At 71.6% G+C, this 18,781-nt stretch carries 22 protein-coding genes; 17 read left to right on the top strand and 5 right to left on the bottom strand.

The window, feature by feature from the left end:
• The 4 genes from VGH85_19025 to VGH85_19010 all read right to left on the bottom strand — a co-directional run.
• Positions 1–558: DUF222 domain-containing protein (locus VGH85_19025; GenBank protein HEY2175903.1), on the bottom strand; the 558-nt coding region annotated here is incomplete at its 3' end.
• 70 nt (positions 559–628) lie between these two features.
• Positions 629–943, bottom strand: coding sequence for a transcriptional regulator (locus VGH85_19020; GenBank protein ID HEY2175902.1), 315 nt, complete (start codon positions 941–943; stop codon positions 629–631).
• Entirely contained in the window at positions 940–1,560 is a 621-nt protein-coding gene (locus VGH85_19015) for an ABC transporter permease (GenBank protein HEY2175901.1), read from the bottom strand. The genes VGH85_19020 and VGH85_19015 overlap by 4 nt, the downstream gene beginning before the upstream one ends.
• Positions 1,553–2,149, bottom strand: a complete 597-nt coding sequence (locus tag VGH85_19010) for a hypothetical protein (GenBank protein HEY2175900.1) — start codon at positions 2,147–2,149, stop codon at positions 1,553–1,555. Before VGH85_19010 ends, VGH85_19015 begins: the two co-directional genes overlap by 8 nt.
• Before the next feature lie 146 nt (positions 2,150–2,295).
• On the opposite strand from VGH85_19010, the gene VGH85_19005 reads away from it, so the two are divergent.
• Complete coding sequence (locus VGH85_19005) at positions 2,296–2,946, top strand: GAP family protein (protein ID HEY2175899.1); 651 nt, start codon at positions 2,296–2,298, stop codon at positions 2,944–2,946.
• A gap of 75 nt (positions 2,947–3,021) precedes the next feature.
• On the opposite strand, the gene VGH85_19000 is transcribed toward VGH85_19005, so the two are convergent.
• Entirely contained in the window at positions 3,022–3,882 is an 861-nt protein-coding gene (locus VGH85_19000) for an aldo/keto reductase (protein HEY2175898.1), read from the bottom strand.
• 93 nt (positions 3,883–3,975) lie between these two features.
• Between VGH85_19000 and VGH85_18995 the strand changes: the two genes are divergently transcribed.
• The 16 genes from VGH85_18995 (at position 3,976) to VGH85_18920 (ending at position 18,775) form a co-directional block, all read left to right on the top strand.
• Positions 3,976–5,337, top strand: a complete 1,362-nt coding sequence (locus VGH85_18995; GenBank protein ID HEY2175897.1) for a replication-associated recombination protein A — start codon at positions 3,976–3,978, stop codon at positions 5,335–5,337.
• An 80-nt stretch (positions 5,338–5,417) separates the two neighbouring features.
• Complete coding sequence (locus tag VGH85_18990) at positions 5,418–5,846, top strand: DUF948 domain-containing protein (GenBank protein ID HEY2175896.1); 429 nt, start codon at positions 5,418–5,420, stop codon at positions 5,844–5,846.
• A complete protein-coding gene (locus VGH85_18985) occupies positions 5,843–6,106 on the top strand; it encodes a hypothetical protein (GenBank protein HEY2175895.1) in 264 nt (87 codons plus the stop codon). The genes VGH85_18990 and VGH85_18985 overlap by 4 nt, the downstream gene beginning before the upstream one ends.
• The gene (alaS, locus tag VGH85_18980) at positions 6,103–8,784 is read left to right on the top strand and encodes an alanine--tRNA ligase (protein HEY2175894.1); all 2,682 of its coding nucleotides are present in this window, start codon (positions 6,103–6,105) and stop codon (positions 8,782–8,784) included. Before VGH85_18985 ends, alaS begins: the two co-directional genes overlap by 4 nt.
• Before the next feature lie 34 nt (positions 8,785–8,818).
• A complete protein-coding gene (ruvX, locus tag VGH85_18975) occupies positions 8,819–9,280 on the top strand; it encodes a Holliday junction resolvase RuvX (protein HEY2175893.1) in 462 nt (153 codons plus the stop codon).
• A complete protein-coding gene (gene mltG, locus VGH85_18970) occupies positions 9,277–10,368 on the top strand; it encodes an endolytic transglycosylase MltG (protein ID HEY2175892.1) in 1,092 nt (363 codons plus the stop codon). The genes ruvX and mltG overlap by 4 nt, the downstream gene beginning before the upstream one ends.
• A 5-nt stretch (positions 10,369–10,373) precedes the next feature.
• Positions 10,374–11,189: a shikimate dehydrogenase gene (locus VGH85_18965; GenBank protein HEY2175891.1), complete on the top strand. Its 816-nt coding sequence runs from the start codon at positions 10,374–10,376 to the stop codon at positions 11,187–11,189.
• A 61-nt stretch (positions 11,190–11,250) separates the two neighbouring features.
• The gene (locus VGH85_18960; protein ID HEY2175890.1) at positions 11,251–12,681 is read left to right on the top strand and encodes a selenium-binding protein SBP56-related protein; all 1,431 of its coding nucleotides are present in this window, start codon (positions 11,251–11,253) and stop codon (positions 12,679–12,681) included.
• A gap of 40 nt (positions 12,682–12,721) precedes the next feature.
• Positions 12,722–13,285, top strand: a complete 564-nt coding sequence (locus VGH85_18955; protein ID HEY2175889.1) for a DJ-1/PfpI family protein — start codon at positions 12,722–12,724, stop codon at positions 13,283–13,285.
• Positions 13,286–13,388: 103 nt separating this feature from the next.
• On the top strand, positions 13,389–13,682 hold the full coding sequence (locus tag VGH85_18950; GenBank protein HEY2175888.1) for a DUF6221 family protein: 294 nt from the start codon (positions 13,389–13,391) through the stop codon (positions 13,680–13,682).
• Positions 13,683–13,696: 14 nt separating this feature from the next.
• A complete protein-coding gene (locus VGH85_18945) occupies positions 13,697–14,398 on the top strand; it encodes an A24 family peptidase (protein HEY2175887.1) in 702 nt (233 codons plus the stop codon).
• A gap of 31 nt (positions 14,399–14,429) precedes the next feature.
• Positions 14,430–15,608, top strand: coding sequence for a chorismate synthase (gene aroC / locus VGH85_18940; GenBank protein HEY2175886.1), 1,179 nt, complete (start codon positions 14,430–14,432; stop codon positions 15,606–15,608).
• The gene (locus VGH85_18935; GenBank protein HEY2175885.1) at positions 15,608–16,111 is read left to right on the top strand and encodes a shikimate kinase; all 504 of its coding nucleotides are present in this window, start codon (positions 15,608–15,610) and stop codon (positions 16,109–16,111) included. Before aroC ends, VGH85_18935 begins: the two co-directional genes overlap by 1 nt.
• On the top strand, positions 16,108–17,187 hold the full coding sequence (gene aroB / locus VGH85_18930; GenBank protein ID HEY2175884.1) for a 3-dehydroquinate synthase: 1,080 nt from the start codon (positions 16,108–16,110) through the stop codon (positions 17,185–17,187). The genes VGH85_18935 and aroB overlap by 4 nt, the downstream gene beginning before the upstream one ends.
• On the top strand, positions 17,184–17,615 hold the full coding sequence (gene aroQ / locus VGH85_18925; protein ID HEY2175883.1) for a type II 3-dehydroquinate dehydratase: 432 nt from the start codon (positions 17,184–17,186) through the stop codon (positions 17,613–17,615). The genes aroB and aroQ overlap by 4 nt, the downstream gene beginning before the upstream one ends.
• A gap of 74 nt (positions 17,616–17,689) precedes the next feature.
• Positions 17,690–18,775 carry a Xaa-Pro peptidase family protein gene (locus VGH85_18920; protein HEY2175882.1) on the top strand — a complete coding sequence of 362 codons (1,086 nt, stop codon included), beginning with the start codon at positions 17,690–17,692 and terminating at the stop codon, positions 18,773–18,775.
• Positions 18,776–18,781 lie beyond the last annotated feature (6 nt).

Raw genomic sequence — 18,781 nt, 5'->3', positions numbered from 1 at the left:
GGTTTCGGCGTCGGCGGGGTCCGCGGCCAGCACGGCCCGGCGCACGGCCCGTTTCAGCTCCGCCACCGTCTGGGACGGAGCCGCAGGGAGCACCGCAGCCTCCACCCGTGCCGCGTGCTCGGCGTCGAGGGGTTCGGTGGCTTCGGCGATGGCGGTGGCCTTGCGCACGTCGACCCGCCCGGCCGTGAGCGCCGCCCGGGTGCCCGGGAGCCGGTCCCGCAGGCCGCGGGCGACCTGCAGCCGGCGGTCGGCGGTGAGGGCGGACAGGTGCAACGCCGCCGCCACCTCCTCGCGCACCCAGTCCTCATCACCGGGGCCCGGGGGGCCGTCCGGGGCGTCCAGGCCGCCCAGCACCCGGTGCTGCTCGGCGGCGACCCACGCCGCCTGCGCCTCCCACGCCACCAGCAGGTCCAGCCGCAACCCGGCCGGCAACACCGCCGCGTCGATCGACGCCAGCCAGGCCATCGCTTCCGGACCCGGCGGCACCCCCGGCCCCCACGCCGCGATCACCGCCGCCGCGGTCAGGCCACCTTCGACACCATCACCATCATCGAACATGTGTTCGATTATGGACCCACCCGCCGACCAGAAAAGCGTTGTCCACAGGCCGGCCGCGGCGGTTACTCCGTCAGCGGGGAGGAGGCGGATCGAGCAGTCGCCGCAGCGTCGTCGTGTAGCGCTCCAAAGCAGCACGCCCGGCAGTGGTCAGGTGGACCGACGTCCGCGCCGCACCGTCTTGCCGGGACTTCACGTTGGCGACGTAGCCGGCGTCCTCGAGCTTGCGCAAGTGGGTGATGAGGTTGCCGGCGGTGAGGTCGAGCAACTGCTGCAGGCGCGAGAAGGACAGGCTGTCACCCGGCGGCAGCGCCGCCAGCGTGACGACGATGCGCAGCCGGGCCGGCACATGGATGACCGGATCGAGGTCGGCCTCCGGGGTCGTCATGGGGTGTATCGGCGGGACAGCACCGCGGCCGCCACCAGGAATCCACCGCCACCGGCCAGGGCTTCGATCAGCAGCACCGTGACCGGACCGGTCTGGACAGCGACGCCCGTCACGACAGCCAGCCAGGCGCCCAACGCGAACATCGACCGGTCCAACCAGATCGCCGAGGCGACCAGATAGATCACGGCGGTGATCAGCAGCGGTCCGGCCGCGCCGATCAGGCCCATGACCGCGTCGCTCGCGCCGTGCGACGCGAGCGAACCCTCGATCGCGAACAGCGCCGCGAATCCGATCGGCCAGGACAGCCCGTAGAGGCGGCCCTGCATCTCCGACGTTCCCTGGACGCCCCTCGTCGCCCGGATCACGACGACCATCGTGACGGCGATCGCCGCGACGATGAGGATCCCCAGCAATACGGCGGATGTGGTCGACGGGCCGTGATAGAGGTGTCGGCTCTGCACCGACAGCCACATCGCCCCGAGGCCGACGAGCCAGGCGACGCCCCACGCGGCGTAGACCCACGGCAGCTTGATCCGCAACGCATCGCTGGTGTGCTGTCGGGTCTGCTGCATCAACGCGGCAGCCGCCTGCGGGTCGAGCACCTCGTCGTCAGGCATCGTGTCGATACGCCCGACGCAGGTACATCGCGCCCGAGACGACGCAGACGAGCCCACCGCCCAAGCCGGCAACCGCGCTGGGTGCGGCAAGGCCGGCAACTGCGACGACGGCGGCGCCGACCGCCACGGCCATCAGTACGACGCCGGCGACTCCGATGCCGGGCATCCTGAACACCCGGGCCATCGGCAGGAAGTGCGCGCCGACCACGAACAGCGTCCACGCGGCGGCGTACGCCGGCCGCCCGCTGAGACCGAGCAGCACGTTGCCGAGCAGGATCGCGACCACCTCGACGCCGACGATCAGTCGCCAGCTTCGGCGGATCCGCGGGTCGTTCATCGCCGATTCGCCGGACGAGAGCAGCCGCCGGAGGAGCAGGCCGCCGGCGACCGCGACGCCGAGGCCGACCACGGATCCAATCAGCAACGGAATCGACCAGCCCGACGGCGGATCCTGCCGCCCCCACCCGAACCACGCCGAGCCGGCGACACTCAGGATCAACCCGGTGATCGCCAGGTCGTGGGCAGACGCGCTCGCGGTCGAGATCCCGGCCCGTCCGCTCCGGCCCGCGACAACTCCGGCGTCGCCCATCGCTTGCCCCCTCCGGCCAGGCCGTCTGCACGGCCACGACTTTGTATCGCAAAGCTAGCGAGCTTTGCGATACAAAGTCAAGGCGGATCGGGTGGCACCGGCTGTGTCGGACGGGCTCGGGCGCCATAGCGCTGTTAACTGCTCAGATGATCACGCTGCTGGCCAAGGTGCTTCCGCTGGCCCTCGGTGCGGCCGTCAGCCCAACCCTGTTCGTGGGCGTCGTCCTCCTGCTGTCGTCGCCGGGCCGCCCCAGAACGCGGGCGGCCGCCTTCGGCGTGGGAGCTGCCCTCCCGCTCGTCGTCATCGCGATCGTGGGACTGATCGTCTTCCGGCACGCGATCGCCGGCGGTCACCATCGCATCTCACCAATAGTCGACCTGGCCTTCGGCGCGATCCTGCTGCTTCTGGCGCTACGTATCGCACTCAAGCCGTCTTCCGCCAACAATCAACAACCCCACCCGGTCGCCGCCGGACCGGCGAAGTGCATACTCCTCGGCCTCGGCCTGATGGTCGCCAACTTCTCGAGCCTCGCGCTCTTCATCCCGGCGGTGAAGGATGTCGCCGCCGCGAGGTCGGTCGGCCTGGGCGGCAAGGTCGTGGTCCTGGTGATCGTGATGCTGATCGTCCTGCTGACGGTGTGGGTGCCCGTGCTCCTCTACACGTTCGCACCGGACCGGGCACAGGCAGTGTTGGTCCCCCTGGTCACCAAGACAAGGAATCACACCCACGCCATCAGCCTGGCGGTGTGCTTGATCTTCGGGATCTATCTCGCCGTCAAGGGCATCGTGGCCCTCTGAACACGGACAGGACCAGCACAAACGACTCGGGCGGCGCCGAGAACGGCGCCGCCCGAGCGGATGAGACGGGGAGGGTCAGGCGGCGTCGAGCTGCGCCAGCTCCTCCGGGGACAGCGTGAGCTCGGCGGCCTGCGCCGAGTCGAGGATCGTCTCGGGCCGCGAGGCACCCGGGATCGGGATGACGACCGGCGCCTTGGCCAGCTCCCAGGCCAGCGCCACCTGCTGCGGGCTCACCCCGTGCGCGTCGGCGACGGACTGGAAGGCGGCGTGTGTCGAGCCGAGGCCACCCGCGTTGCCGATGCCGCCGAGCGGGCTCCACGGCAGGAACGCGAGACCCTGCGCCGCGCAGTACTCGAGCTCCGGCTCCGAGGAGCGGAAGTTGGGCGCGAACTGGTTCTGCACACTCACCAGCGCCGAGCCCAGAATCTCCTGTGCCAGGCCGATCTGCGGCACCGTCGCGTTGGAGATACCGGCGTGGCGGATCTTGCCGGCGTCGTAGAGCTCCTTGATCGTCCCGATCGCGTCGGCGTAGTCGACCTTGGGGTCGGGCCGGTGGTGCTGGTAGAGCCCGATCGCGTCCACGCCGAGCGCGGTGAGACTGGCGTCGCAGGCCTTGCGCAGGTAGTCCGGCGAGCTGTCCACCTGCCAGGAGCCGTCGCCGGGCCGGAAGTGGCCGCCCTTGGTGGCGACGAGCACCTGGGAGGTGTCCCCGCCGTACGACGCGAGCGCCTTGGCGACCAGCCGCTCGCCGTGACCGGCTTCGTCGAGCGAGATGCAGTACGCGTCCGCGGTGTCGATCAGGGTGATGCCGGCGTCGAGTGCGGCATGGATGGTGCGGATGGACCGCTCCTCGTCGGGGCGGCTCTCGAGCGACATCGGCATCTCGCCGAGCCCGATCGCACTCACCTTGACGTCGCCTATTGTCCGGATCTGCATGGGTCTCCTTCAGTCAGATGTCTTCCGGTCACTACCCGGCCCGCCCGTCCGGTATTCCCGGGCTCGCTCAGTCGACGGGTAATGTCGCTCACCGTGGCAGGCGACAGCCTTTTCGACGACGCCGCCGAACAGGCGACGGCGGAGCACGCTCCGCTGGCCGTCCGGATGCGTCCGCGCACCCTCGAGGAGATGGTCGGGCAGCAACATCTGCTCGGCCCCGGTACGCCGCTCCGCCGGCTGGTGGAGGGCGACGCCCCGATGTCGCTGATCCTCTGGGGACCGCCCGGCACCGGCAAGACGACGATCGCCCATGTCGTCTCGCGCGCCACCCAACGCCGGTTCGTGCCGCTGTCCGCCCTCAACGCCGGGGTGAAGGACGTGCGCGCGGTGATCGAGGAGGCGCGCCGCGAACTCGGCTTCTCCGGCCGGCAGACGGTCCTGTTCATCGACGAGGTGCACCGCTTCTCCAAGACCCAGCAGGACTCGCTGCTCGGCGCCGTCGAGGACCGGGTCGTGACGCTGGTCGCGGCCACCACCGAGAATCCGTTCTTCTCCATCGTCAGCCCGCTGCTGTCCCGCTCGCTCCTGCTGACCCTGGAGCCGCTCACCGACGAGGACATCCGCCAACTCGTCCGCCGGGCGCTGGCCGACGAACGCGGCCTGGGTGGCGCCGTCACCCTCGACGATGACGCCTTCGACCATCTCGTCCGCCTCGCCGCCGGCGACGCCCGCCGGGCCCTGACCGCGCTGGAGGCCGGCACGGGTGCGGCGATCGCGGCCGGTGCCGATCATGTCGACCTCGCCACCCTGGAGAAGGCGGTCGACACCGCCGCGGTGCGCTACGACCGGGACGGCGACCAGCACTACGACGTCATCAGCGCCTTCATCAAGTCGATCCGCGGATCGGACGTCGACGCCGCACTGCACTACCTCGCCCGGATGATCGTGGCCGGCGAGGATCCGCGATTCATCGCCCGCCGGCTGGTCATCCTCGCCAGCGAGGACATCGGCATGGCCGACCCGACCGCGCTGCAGACGGCCGCCGCGGCCGCCCAGATCGTCGCCCTGATCGGGATGCCGGAGGGCCGGATCACGCTCGCCCACGCGGTCGTCCACCTGGCGCTCGCGCCGAAGTCCAACGCCGTCATCGCCGCCGTGGACCAGGCACTGACCGACGTACGGCAGGGACTGGCCGGCACGGTGCCGCCCGCACTGCGGGACGCGCACTACGCCGGTGCGGGCCGGCTCGAGCACGGTGCCGGATACGGCTACGCCCATGACGACCCGTCCGGGGTGGTCACCCAGCAGTACCCGCCGGACGCCCTGGTCGGCCGGGACTACTACACCCCCTCCTCCCACGGCGCGGAACGCGCTCTGCAGGCGCGGGTACGAGGCCTGCGGCGCATCGTGCGCGGCGAGGAGAACGGCCAGGACGCCGAGGAGGGGCCGGCCTGACCGACCGGAACGGCTTCGGCCCGCCGACGGCCCAGGCGGTAGTCTCGCGCAGATAATGTCGCCTCGCCTGGGAGAGTCGCGTGTCCGGTGGACAGATCGCCGCGTTGATCGCGGCCGTCGCCTTTGTGCTGTTGGTCGGGCTGCTCGCCGTCCCCTTGCTGAAGCTCGGGCGAACCCTGGATGAGGCGACGCTGGCGATCCGGAAGGCACATGACGGCGCCGGCCCGATCCTCACCAACGCGCAGACGACGGTCGAGCGGGTGAACAACCAGCTCGAACGGGTGGACGGCATCACGGCCAACGCCGAGTCGGTGACGAGCAACACTGCCGCGCTCACGTCGCTGTTCGCCTCGACCGTCGGCGGTCCCGTGGTGAAGGTCGCGGCGTTCTCCTACGGAATCCGCAAGGCCGCCGGGAATCGCCGGAAGGCGTCCATGGAGAAGGACGTCAAGGGGGCCCGCCGGGCGGAGCGGCGTAGCCGCCGGGCGGCGAAGAAGGGCGCGGCGTGATGCGCCGGCTGTTCTGGCTCGCGATGGGTGTCACGATCGGGGCACTGGTGGTCCGCAAGCTCAGCCGTAAGGCGGAGCAGTTCACCCCGAGCGGCATTACGCGTTCGCTGTCCGAATCGACGGGACGTCTGGTGGAATCGGTCCGAGAGTTCGTCGACGATGCGCGCGCGGCGAGCACGGCACGGGAGATCGAGCTGAAGGAGAGCAGCGGGCTCGACGGCGACCTCGGCGCGCGGCCGGAGGATTTCCAGGCACGATGAGGACAGCCGAGATCCGCCGCCGTTACCTCGATTTCTTCGAACGCCGCGGCCACACACATGTGCCGAGCGCGTCGTTGGTCGTCGACGACCCCAACCTGCTGTTCGTCAGCGCCGGCATGGTGCCGTTCGTGCCCTACTACGTGGGTCAGCTGTCGCCCCCGTTCCCGCGGGCGGTGAGCTGTCAGAAATGCGTCCGCACCACCGACATCGAAGAGGTCGGCAAGACCAGCCGGCACGGCACGTTCTTCCAGATGAACGGCAACTTCTCCTTCGGCGACTACTTCAAGGAAGACGCGATCCGCTTCGCGTGGACGCTGCTGACCTCGCCGCAGAGCGAGGGCGGGCTGGGCTTCGATCCCGACCGCCTGTGGGCAAGCGTGTTCCAGGACGACGACGAGGCCGCGACGCTGTGGCACGAGGTGACCGGCCTGCCGCGGGAACGGATCCAGCGTCGCGGGGCGGAGCACAACTTCTGGGACATGGGCATCGCCGGTCCCTGCGGGCCCGACTCGGAGATCTTCTACGACCGCGGCCCGGAGTTCGGCCGGGACGGTGGACCGGAGGTCGACGAGGACCGCTTCGTCGAGTTGTGGAACCTCGTGTTCATGCAGCAGGTGCGCGGTCCCTCCGACGCGCACGGGAAATTCGAGATCCTCGGCGACCTGCCCAAACGGAACATCGACACCGGCATGGGCCTGGAACGCGTCGCCGCGCAGTTGCAGGGCGTCGACAGCATCTACGAGATCGACGAGATCTACCCCGTCCTCGAGCGGACGGAGGCGCTCACCGGCAAGCGCTACGGCGCCGTGCACGAGGACGACGTGCGGTTGCGGATCATCGCCGACCACGTCCGCTCCGCGCTGATGCTCATCGCCGACGGCGTGACGCCGTCCAACGAGGCGCGCGGCTATGTGCTGCGCCGGATCATCCGGCGCGCGGTGCGCTCGGTCCGCCTGCTCGGGATCGAAGAGCCGGTCATGCCCGCGCTGCTGCCGGTCTCCCGGGACTGCATGAAGTCGTCTTACCCGGAGGTCGAATCCGACTTCGGCCGCATCTCCACCTACGCCTACGGCGAGGAGGAGGCCTTCCTGTCGACGCTCCGCTCCGGGACGACGATCTTCGACACGGCGGTGCGTCAGACGAAGGCGGCGGGGCGGGCGCAGCTCTCGGGCGACGAGGCCTTCACCCTGCACGACACCTACGGCTTCCCGATCGACATCACCCTGGAGATGGCCGAGGAGCAGGGCCTTTCGGTCGACGAGCCGGAGTTCCGTCGGCTGATGACCGAGCAGCGCGAGCGGGCCAAGGCCGACGCCCAGGCGCACAAGTCCGGTCAGGCCGACCTGTCGGCCTACCGCGCGGTGCTCGACGACAGCGGCCCGACCCGGTTCACCGGTTACGCCGAGGCCGCGCGGGAGTCGCGGGTGACTGCGCTGCTCCGGGCCGACGGCGCGTCGCTGGCGGCCGCCGGCGAGGGCGACGACGTCTCGGTGGTCCTCGATGCGACGCCGTTCTACGCCGAGGGCGGCGGTCAGCAGTCCGACACGGGCACCATCGTCGTCGACGGCGGCGAGCTCGAGGTCATCGACGTGCAGACTCCGCTGCCGGGCGTCATCGTGCACCGGGCGCGGGTCCGCCGCGGTGAGGTGCGGCCGGGTACGCCGGCCTACGCCGCGATCGACATCGACCGCCGCAAGGCGGTCTCCCGCGCACACACCGCCACCCACCTGGTGCACCGGGCGATGCGCGGAGCGCTGGGGGAGTCCGCCGCGCAGGCCGGTTCGCTCAACGCGCCCGGCCGGCTGAGGTTCGACTTCACCACGCCCCAGGCGGTGCCGCCGTCGGTCCTCGCCGACGTCGAGGCCGAGGTCAACGCGACCCTCGCCGACGACCTGGAGGTGCGGGCGTTCCTCACCGACCAGGCCGAGGCCCGGCGGATCGGCGCGATCGCGTTGTTCGGCGAGAAGTACGGCGACGAGGTCCGGGTCGTCGAGGTCGGCGACTACGCCCGCGAGCTGTGCGGCGGCACGCACGCGCTGCGGTCCGGCCAGCTCGGCGTGGTGAAGCTGTTGAGCGAATCCTCGATCGGGGCCGGCGTACGCCGGGTCGAAGCCCTGGTCGGGCTCGACGCGTTCCGGTACCTCGCTCGTGAGCACGTGCTGGTGTCACAGCTGGCCGAGACGTTCAAGGCGCCGGTCGACGAGGTACCCGGGCGGGTGCAGTCGCTGATGGAGCGGCTCCGGTCGGCCGAGCGCGAGCTCGCCAGGCTCCGGGCGGCGTCGGCGCTGGCCGGCGCGGCCGAGTTCGCCGAAGGCGCCCGCGATGTCTTCGGCGTCGCTTTCGTTGGTGCGCAGGCGCCCGACGGCCTGAGCGGCAACGAGTTGCGGGCGCTGGCGACCGACGTCCGCAACCGGCTGGACTCCGGGCGACCGGGGGTCGTCGTGATCGTCGGTGCCACGGACGGGAAGGTCTCCTTCGTCGCGGCGACCAACGAGACCGCGCGGTCGTGGCGGCTCTCGGCCGGCGACATCGTGCGGGCGTTCGCCCCCGCCGTCGGTGGGCGGGGCGGCGGCCGCGAGGACATGGCGCAGGGCGGCGGCAGCGACCCCGCCGGTGTCGACGAGGCACTCCGGCTTGCCGAGCACTTCGTCGGGCAACGGGTCACCGGGTCGGCGTGATGGTCAGGGCGGGACCGGACGGCCCGGCGCACCGGTGACGGGGCAAGGGCACGAGCAGGACGCCGGTCCGGGCGTCCGGCTCGGCGTCGATGTGGGCACGGTGCGGGTGGGGGTCGCAGTCAGCGACCCCGCCGGTGTGCTCGCCACCCCGCTCGTCACCCTGGCCCGTGACACCGGCGGAGAACGGGATCTCGACGAGCTGGCCGCGTTGGTCGCCGAGCGGACCGCGGTCGAGGTCGTCGTGGGGCTGCCGCGCACTCTCGCCGGCCGGTCCGGGTCGGCCGCTCTCGCGGCGCAGGACTACGCCGAGAAGCTGCGCGCCAAGATCGAGCCGGTGCCGGTCCGCCTCGCCGACGAACGCCTCACCACTGTGGTGGCCAGCCAGACCCTGTCCCGACAGGGCGTCTCGACCCGTAAGCAGAAGCCGCGCATCGACCAGGCCGCGGCGGTGCTCATCCTGCAGGGCTGGCTGGACCGGGCGAGGCAGGTCCGATGAGCGACCTGTCCATCCTCGGCAGCGGCGACGACGGTGAGCCGCCGCGGCGGAGGTCCCGCCGGCGCCGGCGCCGGGTCCGTGGCCCGCTGCTGTCCGTGCTGGTGATCGTGGTCCTGGCCCTGGGCGCGTTCTACGGCGGGCGGCTGATCCTGCACCGGGTCGGCTCGGCGCCGGACTACAGCGGCCAGGCCGGCGCCCTGGTCTATGTCCAGGTGGACGACGGCGACACGGCCAGCGACATCGGCACGACGTTGGTGAGTTCCGGTGTGGTCAAGAGTTCCCGGGCGTTCCGGGCGGCCGCGGAGAAGGACGCCCGGTCGCGGGCGATCCAGCCGGGCACCTACCGGCTCCGCAAGCACATGAGCGGTTCCGCCGCACTTGCGCTCATCCTCGACCGCGCGTCGCTCGTCGGCCGGGTGACCGTGCCGGAAGGTCTCAACGTCAAGCAGACCCTCGCCCTGTTGGCGAAACGCACCAAGATCCCGCTCGCGAAACTCACCGCCGCGGCCGACTCACCCGGCACGCTCGGGCTGCCGTCCTACGCCCGGGGACACCTGGAGGGCTTTCTCTACCCGACGACCTACGACGTCCCGAGGACCGCGACTCCGCACGACGTCCTGCACATGATGGTGTCGACGGCGAACCGCAACCTCGACCCGGACACGCTCGCGGCGCCGGGCCTGCGCCTCACGCCGTACCAGGTGGTCATCGTGGCGTCCCTGCTCGAGGAGGAGGGCATCACCTCCGACTTCGGCAAGATCGCCCGGGTGATCGACAACCGACTCGCCGCGGGCAAGCCGCTGCAGCTCGACTCGACCGTCAACTACGCGCTCGGCCGCAACGACGCGCGGGTCACCCACCAGCAGATCCAGGTCGACTCGCCGTACAACACCTATCGCCACCCGGGCCTGCCTCCCACACCGATCTGCAGCCCCGGGATGGCAGCGGTCGACGCGGCGTTGCACCCGACGCCCGGGCCGTGGCTGTATTTCGTCAAGGCGGACCGGGCCGGGCACTCCTTCTTCACCGACGACGATCGCGCGTTCGAGCGGCAGAAGCGGAAGTCACAGGCAGAAGGGGTCTACTGACCGGCATGCCTTACGCAGCGGTTGTCGGCACCCCGATCGGGCACTCCCTCTCCCCGGTGCTGCACCGAGCCGCCTACGCGGCACTCGGGCTGTCCGACTGGACGTATCAGGCGATCGAGTGTGCGGAGTCGCGGTTTCCGGCACTACTCGCGGGACTCGACGGCGACTGCGCCGGTCTGTCAGTGACCATGCCGCTGAAGCGGGTCGCCCTCACCGAGGCGACGACGCGGAGCACCTTGGCCGACGCGGTCGGCGCCGCGAACACGCTCGTCCGCCGCGAGGACGGGTGGTACGCCGATAACACCGACGTCGCGGGTGTCGTCGGTGCGCTCGCCGAAGCCGGTGTGCACTCGGCGGCAGGTGCCGTGCTGCTCGGCGCCGGGGGCACCGCCCAGGCGGCACTCGCAGCGCTGCGCGAGCTCGGTGAGCCGAAACCGACCGTCCTGGTGCGCGAGCCGGCGCGGGCGGCCGCCCTCCTGGAGACCGCCGCCCGGCTCGGCGTCCATCCGCAGGTGGTGCGTGGCTTCGACGACGCCGTCGTGGGTGATGCTCCGGTGGTGATCTCCACGTTGCCCCGGGGCGCCGCCGACCCGGTGGGCCGGACCACCCGGTGGGGCACCGGTGGCGTGCTGCTCGACGTGATCTACGACCCGTGGCCGACGGTGCTCGCGGAGTCGGCCGCGGCCGCCGGTCGGTCGGTGGTCAGCGGCCGTTCCATGCTCCTGCACCAGGGTGTGCGGCAGGTCGAGCTCATGACCGGGCACGTGCCGCCGATTGCCGCGGTGCGGGCCGCGCTTGTGGAGGCCACTGGCCAGGGCTGAGCAAGCTGTGCCAAGCTCGGTTGGTCGGCCCACGTCCGCTCCATCGACCCGCGGAGATGCCATGACCGTCACTCACGACGACCACGACGCGCCGAGCGATCCGACGTTCTACCGGACGCCGACCGACGCGATCGGCGCGCCGCCCGAACGACTGGCCTATGTGGTCGGCTTCGACCGCGCCGGAGCGCAGCCCGACGCACTGACCGTCGTCGACACCGACCCGGCGTCGTCGACGTACGGCGAGGTTGTCGGTTTCAGCGAGCTGCCCACGCGCGGCGACGAGCTGCACCACTTCGGCTGGAACGCGTGCAGCAGCGCGCTGTGTCACACCGGGCACGGCGGGCACGAGGGTCCGCAGCGGCGCTACCTACTCGTGCCGGGCCTGCGTTCGTCGCGGTTGAACGTGTTCGACACCCAGCCGAATCCGGCCAATCCCCAGCTGGTGAAGGTGATTGACGCCGACGAGCTGGCCGGCAAGGCCGGCTACTCCCGCCCGCACACCCTGCATTGCGGGCCCAACGGCCTCTACCTTTCCTGCCTCGGCGGCGCCAACGGCGCCGACGGTCCCGGTGGCATCGCGCTGCTCGACCACGACAGCTTCGACGTCATCGGCACGTGGGAGACCGACCGCGGACCGCAGTACTTCGCCTACGACATGTGGTGGCACCTCAACGAGAACACGATGGTGACGAGCGAGTGGGGTACGCCGTCGATGATCGAGGAGGGCATCAACGCCGAACTGCTCCTCGGTCGCAAATACGGCCACTCCCTGCACTTCTGGGACCTCGCGAACGGCCGTCACCAGCAGGAGATCGACCTGGGCGACGCCAACCAGATGGTGCTCGAACTCCGGCCCGCCCACGACCCCGCCCAAACCTGGGGCTTCGTCGGCGTCGTCACCAACGTCGAGGACCTGTCCTCATCGATCTGGCGGTGGCACCGCGACGGCGACCGGTGGGCCGCAGAAAAGGTGATCACCATCCCGGCCGAGCCGGCCGACGCCGCCGACCTGCCGCCCCTGCTGCAGGGCTTCGGCGCCGTGCCGCCGCTGGTGACCGACATCGACCTGTCCGTCGACGACAAGTGGCTCTACGTCTCGTGCTGGGGGACGGGCGAGCTGCAGCAGTACGACGTAAGCGATCCCGCGCACCCGCGCCTCGCCGGTTCGGTGCATCTGGGCGGCATCGTGCGCCGCAGCCCGCACCCGACCGCGCTGCACACCCCGCTCACCGGCGGCCCGCAGATGGTCGAGATCAGCCGGGACGGGCGCCGGGTCTACCTCACCAATTCGCTCTACGGCTCCTGGGACGACCAGTTCTACCCGGGTGGCATCGATCCGTGGCTGGTCAAGCTCGACGTCGATCTCGATGGCGGCGGCATGACGGTCGACGAGCGCTTCTTCCCGCACGGCGGCGACTTCCGTGGCCTGCGGGTGCACCAGACGCGGCTGCAGGGCGGCGACGCGTCCTCAGATTCCTACTGCTTCCGCTGACGCGGCGGAAGAAGAGAACGAACGACAGCGGGAGGTCGACATGCCGAAGGTACTGCTGCTCACCGGTGACGCGGCTGAGTCGTTGGAGGTGATGTATCCCTACCAGCGGCTGCTGGAGGAGGGCTACGAGGTCGACATCGCCGCGCCGGAGAAGAAGAAACTGCAGTTCGTCGTGCACGACTTCGTCGACGGATTCGACACCTATACCGAGAAACCGGGCTACACCTGGCCGGCCGACCTCGCGTTCGCCGACGTACGCCCGGCCGACTACGTCGCCGCCGTGATCCCCGGCGGCCGCGCTCCGGAGTACATCCGCAACGACGCCGACGCGCGGCGCATCGTCCGCCATTTCCTCGACGAGGACGCCCCGGTGGCGGCCCTCTGCCACGGCCCGCTGCTGCTGGCGGCCGCGGGAAAGCTCACCGGCCGGCGCTCGGCGGCCTACCCGGCGCTGGAGCTCGATGTGCAGGCCGCAGGTGGCGAATTCGTCGACGGCGAGGCGGTCGTCGACGGCCAGCTCGTCACCGGTCGCGCATGGCCCGATCACCCTGCGTGGATGCGCGCATTCCTCGAGGTGCTGCGCAAGACCCACCCCGTCACCTGACCGAGGGTCGTGGTTGGATCAGCCGTCCGCGTGACGCGCCGTAGTTTTCGGCCGATGCCCGGAGAGAGAGGGGGGTATCGGATCGCAGGAGATGTGGAGTGTCATGGCTGACCCAGCTGAGTGGCTGCTCGCCCGGATCGCCGAGGACGAAGAGGCCTACTGGATGTCGATGCAGACGGCCGGCGACTTCACGGGCAAAACCGGGCCGGTCGACCCGGGCCGCCTGCTGCGCGACTGCGAAGCCAAGCGACGCGTCGTCAACCTGCACCGCGCCGTCGGGCCCACCGGCAGCTGCCTGACCTGCGACTCCGCCTTCCCGTGGCCGTGCCCGACGTTGACGGCGCTGTCGGTCGCCTACGACTGGCACGACGAATACAACGCCGTGTGGCGGGCGTGACGACCTAGTCGGCCATGTCCATGCACGTCCTCTCCGGTCTGTCCGGCGCCGCCCTCGGGCTGCTCGCCGGGCCGCTCGTCGGCCGGCTGGCGCTGCAGGTGCCGGCCGACGTCCCGGTGTGGTCGACCGGCTGGTGGCGGGCCGACCCGGCCGGCCGTCGGCGCCGGGTGCTGATCACCGCCGTGGCCGCCGTCGTCCTCGGCCTGCTGGCCGGCGCGCTCGGCCCGCAACCCGCCCTGCCGGCCTACCTCTGGCTGGGCGTGGCCGGTGTCGCTCTTGCCGTCATCGACCTGGACCACCACCGGCTCCCGGACGTGCTGACGCTCCCGACGTACGGCGTGGGCCTCGTCCTGCTCGGCGTCGCTGCGGCCACCGACGGCGACGGTGCCCGCTACCTGCGTGCGCTGCTGGCGATGACGGCGGTGTTCGCCGCGTTCTTCGTGCTGGCGTTCCTCGGCGGGGTCGGCTTCGGCGACACCAAACTGGCCGGCGTCCTGGGGCTCTACCTCGGGTGGATCGGCTGGGACACAGTGCTGCTGGGCCTCGTGGCCGGATTCGTCGTGGGCGCGGCGGTCGCCGTCGTGCTGCTGATCCGGCGCCTCGCCGGCTGGCGGACCGATTTCGCCTTCGGCCCGGCGCTGCTCCTCGGCGCGCTGGTCGCCGTGGTCTCCGGCGGGCCGATCGTCGACGCCTACGTCTCGGGCGTCGCCGGGTGAGCGCAGCGCCCTGCATGAAAGACTTGCGGCCGTGCTGCGCTGGATCACTGCGGGTGAGTCGCACGGGCAGGCGCTGGTCGCGGTCCTGGAGGGACTGCCGGCCGGCGTCGAGGTGACGACCGCCGACATCGCCGACGAATTGGCCCGGCGGCGCGGCGGTTACGGCCGTGGCGCCCGGATGTCCTTCGAACGCGACGAGGTCGAGCTGACCGGCGGTGTACGCCACGGCCGGACGATCGGAGCACCGGTCGCCATCCGCATCGCCAACACCGAATGGCCCAAGTGGGAAACGGTCATGGCGGCCGACCCGGTCGACGAAGAGGAACTCGCGGGCCTCGCCCGCAATGCGCCGCTCACCCGGCCGCGCCCGGGGCACGCAGACCTGGTCGGTATGCAGAAGTACGGCTTCACCGACGCCCGGCCGGTGCTCGAACGGGCGAGTGCGCGCGAGACCGCCGCGCGGGTCGCGCTGGGCTCAGTGGTGCGCGCTCTGCTCCGGCAGGCCCTGGACGTCGAGGTGCAAAGTCACGTCATCGCCCTCGGCACTGTGTCGGCACCGGCGGGGGTCGTCCCGACGCCCGCGGATCGCGACCTCGTCGAGGCGAGCCCGGTGCGCTGCTTCGACCCCGGCACCGGCGAGGCGATGGTGACCGAGATCGACACTGCCAAGAAGGAGGGCGACACCCTCGGCGGCGTCGTCGAGGTCGTCGTGCACGGTCTGCCGCCGGGCCTGGGCAGCCACGTGCACTGGGACCGTCGTCTCGACTCCCGGCTGGCCGGTGCACTCATGGGTATCCAGGCCATCAAGGGGGTCGAGGTCGGCGACGGCTTCGAGACCGCCCGCCGCCGCGGCTCGCAGGCCCACGACGAGATCGAGCAGGGGCCGGACGGCGTACGCCGCAGGACCGGCCGCTCCGGTGGCACCGAAGGCGGGATGTCGACCGGCGAAGTGCTGCGCGTCCGCGCGGCGATGAAGCCGATCTCCACCGTCCCCCGCGCACTGTCCACTGTGGACGTCGCGACCGGCGAGCCGGCCGTCGCGATCAACCAGCGCAGCGACGTGTGCGCCGTACCCGCGGCCGGTGTCGTCGCCGAGGCGATGGTCGCACTCGTGCTCGCCGACGCAGCGATGGAGAAGTTCGGCGGCGACGCGGTGGCCGAGACCCGGCGCAACGCGAAGGCCTACCTCGACAGCCTGGCGGTGCGCTGATGGCCGGCCCCCGACTCGTCGTCGTCGGGCCGCCGGGGGCCGGCAAGACGAGCGTCGGGCAGCGGGTCGCCGACCGGCTCGCCCTGCCCTTCCGCGACACCGACGCCGACATTGAAGCAACCGCGGGAAAGCCGATCTCCGACGTCTTCATCGACGACGGCGAGGAGGCCTTCCGGGCACTGGAACGGGCCGCGGTCGTCGACGCGTTGGCCGGACACGACGGCGTTCTCGCCGTCGGGGGTGGCGCCGTGCTCGACGAGGACACCCGCGCCGACCTCGCCGATCGCACCGTCGTGTTCCTCTCGGTCCGGCTCGCCGATGCCGCCAAGCGCGTCGGGCTGGCCCGCGACCGGCCGGTGCTGACGCTCAACCCGCGCGCCCAGTTGCGGGTGCTGCTCGAGGCGCGGCGACCGTTCTACGAGCAGGTCGCGACGTTCGAAGTCAACACCGACGGCCGCGACGTCGATGCGGTGACCGACGACGTCATGGCGGCGCTGCGATGACCGGAGCGCCGACGCGGATCGGGGTCGGGGGAGCGGCGCCGTACGACGTCGTCATCGGCTTCGGACTCGCGGGCGAGCTCGCCGGACCGCTCGACGGTGCGGCGCAGGTGGCCGTCGTGCACGCGCCCTCGCTCGCCGGACCGGCCGGGCAGGTGCGCGAGGGCCTGGCCGCAGCGGGCCACCAGGTGACGCTGATCGAGGTTCCGGATGGCGAGGCGGCCAAGACCCTGGCCGTCGCCGGACGCTGCTGGGACGTGCTGGGCGCCGCCGGCTTCACCCGCTCCGACGCCGTGGTCGGGCTGGGCGGCGGGGCGGTCACCGACCTGGCCGGGTGGGTCGCCGCGGCCTGGCTGCGCGGCGTGCGTCTCGTGCAGGTGCCCACGACCCTGCTCGGCATGGTCGACGCCGCGATCGGCGGAAAGACCGCGATCAACACCGACGCCGGGAAGAACCTCGTCGGAGCCTTCCACCCGCCGGCGGTCGTGCTCTGCGACCTCGCGACGCTGGCCACGCTGCCCGCCGCCGACTACGTCAGCGGGCTGGCCGAGGTCGTCAAGGCCGGTTTCATCGCCGACCCGGCGATCCTCGACCTGATCGAGGCGGACCCGGCCGCCGCGGCTGCCCCGGCCTGGGACCGGACCGCCGAGCTGGTCGAGCGCGCCGTCCGGGTCAAGGCCGACGTCGTGGGCCGCGATCTGACCGAGGCCGGGCCGCGGGAGATGCTCAACTACGGCCACACCCTCGGCCACGCGGTCGAGCGGACCGAGAGCTACCGGTGGCGCCACGGCGCGGCGGTCTCCGTCGGCCTCGTCTACGCCGCGGCGCTCGGCCGGGCCGCGGGCCGCCTCGACGACGCCACCGCCGACCGGCACCGCGCGGTGCTCCACGCGCTCGGCCTGCCGACGACGTACGCCAAGGACGCCTGGCCGCAGCTGCACGCCGCTATGCGGGTCGACAAGAAGGCGCGGGGTGCCACGTTGCGGTTCGTCGTGCTCGACGGGCTGGCTCGCCCGGCGATCCTGGAGGGACCCGGTGAGGAGCTGCTCACCGCGGCCTATGCGGAGGTGGCGGCATGATCTGGGTGCTCAACGGTGCCAACCTCGGCCGGCTCGGCATCCGGCAGCCGGAGATCTACGGGGCGACGTCTTACGACGACCTGGTGAGCCTGTGCCGCCGTACCGGTGACGAACTCGGCGTCGAGGTGCAGGTGCGCCAGACCGATGACGAGGCCGAGCTCCTCGGCTGGCTGCACGAGGCCGCCGACCGTTCGCTGCCGGTGGTCCTCAATCCGGCGGCGTGGTCGCACTACTCGGTGGCGCTGCGCGACGCGTGCGCGATGCTCACCGCGCCGCTGGTCGAGGTGCACCTGTCCAACATCCACGCCCGCGAGGAGTTCCGGCATCGCTCGCTGGTGTCGCCCGTCGCGACCGGGGTGATCTGCGGGCTCGGCGTCGACGGTTACCCGCTGGCGCTGCGCTGGCTCGCCGCGCACGCCGCCACCTAGCCCACAACGCACTAGCCGCGCGTCGCCCAAAACGCACTAGGAGTGCGTTTTGGGCGAGGCGATACGGTCGCTGCATGCCTGCTTCCCACGCGGTACGCCGTGAGCGCCTGCACGCCGCCGCCACCGAGGACGGCCTCGACGCCGTCCTGATCAGCTCGCTGATCAACGTCCGCTACCTCACCGGCTTCACCGGATCCAACGGCGCGCTGCTGCTGACCCGCGACGGCGCCGCGGTGCTCGCCACCGACGGCCGCTACACCACCCAGTCCGCCCAGCAGGCGCCCGACGTCGAGCGGCTGATCGACCGGAGCGTGGGGACGGCGCTCGCCGCGCGGGCCGCGCGCGACGGGGCCCGCCGGCTCGGTTACGAGTCGCACGTGGTGACCGTCGACGGACTGGGGTCGCTCTCGTCGGCCGCCGACGGCGTCGACCTGGTGAGCCTGAAATACGCCGTGGAGAAGCTCCGCAGGATCAAGGACGAGGACGAGATCGCGCTGCTGCGGGAGGCCTGCGTGATCGGCGACCGGGCGCTGGCCGACCTGCTGGCCGCCGGGGGCCTCGCCATCGGCCGCACCGAGCGTGCGGTGGGGCGCGACCTGGACGGCCGGATGCTCGACCACGGTGCGCAGGCGCCGTCGTTCGAGACCATCGTCGCCAGCGGCCCCAACTCCGCGATTCCCCACCACCGGCCGGGCGACCGGGCGCTGCAGGCCGGGGACTTCGTCAAGCTCGACTTCGGCGCCGAGTACGACGGCTACCACAGCGACATGACCCGCACCCTGGTGCTCGGCGAGCCCGCGGACTGGCAGCGCGAGATCTACGCCCTGGTCGCCGAGTCGCAGCGGGTCGGGCGGGAGGCCCTGGCGATCGGGGCCGACGTGCGGGAGATCGACCGGGCGGCCCGGGAGGTCATCGCCGCGGCCGGACACGGCGAGCATTTCGGGCACGGCCTCGGCCACGGTGTCGGCCTGGAGATCCACGAGGCGCCCGGCCTCGGACCGACCGGCACGGGTAAACTGGAAGATCGGATGCCGGTGACCGTGGAGCCCGGGGTGTATCTCGAGGGCCGGGGCGGTGTCCGCATCGAAGACACGCTCGTCGTCCGGTCATCCGGACCCGAGTTGCTCACCATGACGACCAAGGACCTACTCGTCCTGTAGGAGACG

It is taken from the genome of Mycobacteriales bacterium (genome assembly GCA_036497565.1).
Lineage (GTDB): Bacteria > Actinomycetota > Actinomycetes > Mycobacteriales > QHCD01 > DASXJE01.
This window is presented reverse-complemented; position numbering and strand designations above follow the sequence as displayed.

Coding starts and splice junctions, on each gene's coding strand:
- VGH85_19020 (HEY2175902.1), bottom strand. CDS start 943: ATGACGACCCCGGAGGCCGACCTCGATCCGGTCATCCATGTGCCGGCC.
- VGH85_19015 (HEY2175901.1), bottom strand. CDS start 1,560: ATGCCTGACGACGAGGTGCTCGACCCGCAGGCGGCTGCCGCGTTGATG.
- VGH85_19010 (HEY2175900.1), bottom strand. CDS start 2,149: ATGGGCGACGCCGGAGTTGTCGCGGGCCGGAGCGGACGGGCCGGGATC.
- VGH85_19005 (HEY2175899.1), top strand. CDS start 2,296: ATGATCACGCTGCTGGCCAAGGTGCTTCCGCTGGCCCTCGGTGCGGCC.
- VGH85_19000 (HEY2175898.1), bottom strand. CDS start 3,882: ATGCAGATCCGGACAATAGGCGACGTCAAGGTGAGTGCGATCGGGCTC.
- alaS (HEY2175894.1), top strand. CDS start 6,103: ATGAGGACAGCCGAGATCCGCCGCCGTTACCTCGATTTCTTCGAACGC.
- mltG (HEY2175892.1), top strand. CDS start 9,277: ATGAGCGACCTGTCCATCCTCGGCAGCGGCGACGACGGTGAGCCGCCG.
- VGH85_18965 (HEY2175891.1), top strand. CDS start 10,374: ATGCCTTACGCAGCGGTTGTCGGCACCCCGATCGGGCACTCCCTCTCC.
- VGH85_18960 (HEY2175890.1), top strand. CDS start 11,251: ATGACCGTCACTCACGACGACCACGACGCGCCGAGCGATCCGACGTTC.
- VGH85_18955 (HEY2175889.1), top strand. CDS start 12,722: ATGCCGAAGGTACTGCTGCTCACCGGTGACGCGGCTGAGTCGTTGGAG.
- VGH85_18950 (HEY2175888.1), top strand. CDS start 13,389: ATGGCTGACCCAGCTGAGTGGCTGCTCGCCCGGATCGCCGAGGACGAA.
- VGH85_18945 (HEY2175887.1), top strand. CDS start 13,697: ATGTCCATGCACGTCCTCTCCGGTCTGTCCGGCGCCGCCCTCGGGCTG.
- VGH85_18935 (HEY2175885.1), top strand. CDS start 15,608: ATGGCCGGCCCCCGACTCGTCGTCGTCGGGCCGCCGGGGGCCGGCAAG.
- aroB (HEY2175884.1), top strand. CDS start 16,108: ATGACCGGAGCGCCGACGCGGATCGGGGTCGGGGGAGCGGCGCCGTAC.
- aroQ (HEY2175883.1), top strand. CDS start 17,184: ATGATCTGGGTGCTCAACGGTGCCAACCTCGGCCGGCTCGGCATCCGG.
- VGH85_18920 (HEY2175882.1), top strand. CDS start 17,690: ATGCCTGCTTCCCACGCGGTACGCCGTGAGCGCCTGCACGCCGCCGCC.